The 3,181-nt window shown below is 72.7% G+C and carries 2 protein-coding genes and 1 rRNA gene; 2 read left to right on the forward strand and 1 reads right to left on the reverse strand.

Going from position 1 to position 3,181, the window contains the following annotated elements; translation table 11 throughout:
- Positions 1 to 87: ribosomal RNA gene (gene rrf / locus AB0G74_RS34255) — 5S ribosomal RNA — on the forward strand; the annotation flags it as partial.
- Positions 88 to 519: 432 nt separating this feature from the next.
- Here the strand turns inward: rrf and AB0G74_RS34260 are convergent.
- Positions 520 to 1,752, reverse strand: coding sequence for a glycerophosphoryl diester phosphodiesterase membrane domain-containing protein (locus AB0G74_RS34260; RefSeq protein ID WP_361154612.1), 1,233 nt, complete (start codon positions 1,750 to 1,752; stop codon positions 520 to 522).
- A gap of 189 nt (positions 1,753 to 1,941) precedes the next feature.
- Here AB0G74_RS34260 and mtnA point away from each other — a divergent pair, with 189 nt between their 5' ends.
- A complete protein-coding gene (gene mtnA / locus AB0G74_RS34265) occupies positions 1,942 to 3,048 on the forward strand; it encodes an S-methyl-5-thioribose-1-phosphate isomerase (RefSeq protein WP_361154615.1) in 1,107 nt (368 codons plus the stop codon).
- Positions 3,049 to 3,181: the final 133 nt, after the last annotated feature.

The following is a 3,181-nucleotide window of genomic DNA, read 5'->3' on the forward strand; positions in this document are numbered from 1 at the left end:
GGTTACATTCCGAACCCGGAAGCTAAGCCTTTCAGCGCCGATGGTACTGCAGGGGGGACCCTGTGGGAGAGTAGGACGCCGCCGAACAATTTTTGAGTGAGGGCTCTGGCCCCTTGAGACTATGTCTCGGGGCCAGAGCCCTTTCTGCATTTCAGGGGCGTTCCTCGAAGGCAGGGACGGAGGAGTCTTTCCTAGCTGGCCGCCGCCCCTGCTCTGTCTTCAGCGCCGGACAGCCGCCCGCTGGAGCGGGTGAGAGCGCGTCGCGTGCCGAGTCCACCACCGGTGCTGCCGGAGCTCCGCAGCTAGTCCGTCATGGGGCCCGAGGAGGGCGCGTTCCCCCGAGGCCGTACGGGACGCCGGGACCCACTCCCAGAACCCGGCTCAGGCCCGTTGGAGAAGGCCGGGGTGTTCTCGTGGTGTGGTACCGCGTGTGGTACCGCCTCGATGGGGATCTTCACGGAAACGGAAAGAGTCCCGCCGGAACATTCCGGCGGGACTCATTCGGTGCTGGTGGGTGTCTCAGCGGCTGTCAGCGGCGTCTGCGGGCGGGGCGGCGCCGTAGCCGGGGAGTCCGGCCGCGCGGCCCAGCTCGATGTCGAGGCCCTCGCGGCGGATGCGCTGGTCGACGTAGAGGAGGACATTGACCCCGGCGGCGATCGGCAGGGTGATCATCGAGCCGATCACGGCGCCGACGCCGGTGACGATCAGATACGTCCAGCTGAATCCGGAGAACTGGTTGGAGTAGAGATAGTCGGTGCTGCTGCCGTCGATGGCGATGGCGGCGATGCCGAACGGCATGTCGATGACCATCTGGACGATGGTGGTCAGCAGCAGGGTCAGCAGGAGGACGGCGAATACTCGCCACCAGGCGCCGTTGACCAGCTTGGCCGAGCGGCGCAACGCGTCGGCGACGCCCTGGCGCTCCAGCATCAGGGCCGGGGGCGCGAGGGCGAACCGGACCAGCAGCCACATCGCGACGGGGAGGGCGGCGAAACCGCCCAGCAGGGCCAGGGCGGTGCCTCCGACGCCGCCGATCAGGGCGCCGGGGAGGATTCCCACCGCCAGGACGGCCGCGCCCATCAAAGGCACCAGGAACGTCACGGCCAGCAGCTGGGGCAGCCGGGGGCGGGCCTCGCGCCACGCCTCGGCGAGCGATACGGGTCGGCCGAGGACCGAGCGGCTGATGACGACCGTCATCAGGGCCGTGGTGAAGAAGGTGCCGAAGAGCGAGATCAGGAACATGGGACCCAGGGCCGCCGTATACGACCCCAGGGCGTCCATGGCCTGTTCCATGGCCACCTCGGGGTCGGCGTTCTCGTCTATCTCGGTGGTGCCCGGCAGCAGATGGCGCAGGACGAGGACATTCGCGGTCTCCACGACGGCGGCGACGCCGATCGTGATGGTCAGGACGGTGCGCCAGTGGGCGCGGAGCGTCGAGACGGCGCCTTCGAGGAGTTCCCCGATGCTCAGCGGGCGCAGCGGGATCACTCCGGGCTTGGGCGCCTCGGGGATGCCCCAGCCGCCCTGGAACCCCGGACCGCCCCAGCCGGGGCCGCTGGGCGGCGGAGCCTGGCCGCCGCCGTACGGACCCGGTGCGGACGGTGCGGACCACTGACCGGCGGGGGGCTGTCGGCTGGACCACTTCGAATCGGAGCCGGCCTGGTCGGCGGGCTCCGCGGGGCGGGGCACCTGAGCGCCCTGTTCCTCGGAGGAAGCGGATCCGGGCGAGAGCCGGCCCGGAGAGTCGTTCACGGTCGTCCACCTCGTGAGTCGGTCGTGGCAGCGGGCCGAAGAGCCGCTGCCTGCGGGAAGCCGGTGCCGTCGGGTGAGCGGCGGGCCGTCAGCCATCGTGCCACGCACCCCCCGCCCCGTGGACGGGTGCCGGGGGCCGGGTGCCCGCCGAGCCTTCTTTCCCGGCGGGGGAGGCGGCAGACTGTGCGGATGGCTGATCAGTACGCGCGAGGGCGCGGCGGTGACGGGTCACGACTTCCGGTCCTGCGGTGGGACGAGACGGCGGAGGGGCCCCGGTTGGTCCTCCTCGACCAGACCCGGCTGCCGGGTGAGGAGACCGAGGCCGTCTGTGCCGACGTCCCGGCCGTGGTCGCGGCGATCCGGAGTCTGGCCGTCCGCGGTGCGCCGCTGCTGGGCATCACCGGGGCCTACGGGGTGGCGCTGGCCGCCGCCCGGGGCGATGACGTGGAGAGCGCCGCCGCCGTGCTGGCGGGGGCGCGGCCCACCGCCGTGAACCTGGGATACGGGGCGCGGCTGGCGCTGGCGGCGTACCGGGCCGAGGCGGTACGCGGCACCGGGCGGGCGGCCGCGGCCGCGCTGGCGGCGGCGCGGGAGCTGCACCGCGAGGACGCCGAGGCCAGTGACCGGATGGCGGCCCATGGGCTGGCCCTCCTCGGTGAACTCGTGCCGGGCGGCGCCTATCGCGTTCTCACCCACTGCAATACGGGGGCGCTGGTGTCGGGCGGGGAGGGTACGGCGTTCGCGGTGGCGCTGGCCGCGCACCGCGCGGGCCGGTTGCGGCGGCTGTGGGTAGACGAGACCCGTCCTCTGTTGCAGGGGGCCCGGCTCACGGCGTGGGAGGCCGCGCGGTCCGGGATGCCGTACACGCTGCTGACGGACAACGCGGCGGGGTCGCTGTTCGCGGCGGGGGAGGTGGACGCCGTTCTCATCGGTGCCGACCGGATTGCGGCGGACGGCGCGGTGGCCAACAAGGTGGGCAGCTATCCGCTGGCCGTACTGGCGCGTTACCACCATGTGCCGTTCATCGTGGTCGCCCCGACGACCACCGTGGACCCGGACACCCCCGACGGGGCGGCGATCGAGGTGGAGCGGCGGGACGCGGACGAGGTCACCCGGGGTACGGGCGGCGGTCGGCCGGTGGCGCCCGAGGGCACGGAGGCGTACAACCCGGCCTTCGACGTGACCCCGCCGGAGCTGGTCACCGCGATCGTCACCGAGCGGGGGACGCTGTCGCCGGTCACGGGCGGCGGTATGGCCGGGCTGTGGAGCGGCACCGGCCCGCTGGGCGCTGGCTGAACCCGGCCCGGCCGTCGGGCGCCAGGCCGTGTCTTCAAAATGGCGCCGTCCGCCCGTAGGGCGGGGCCCGCGGCGTCCGGTGCGTGCAGTCGCAAGGCGGAGGGTTTCCCTCGTACTGGACGTACTTGGGAAA

It is taken from the genome of Streptomyces sp. NPDC020875 (genome assembly GCF_040641415.1).
GTDB lineage: Bacteria > Actinomycetota > Actinomycetes > Streptomycetales > Streptomycetaceae > Streptomyces.

Bases quoted from the DNA above. Each gene is read 5' to 3' on its own strand.
- mtnA (WP_361154615.1), top strand. From the start codon at position 1,942: ATGGCTGATCAGTACGCGCGAGGGCGCGGCGGTGACGGGTCACGACTT.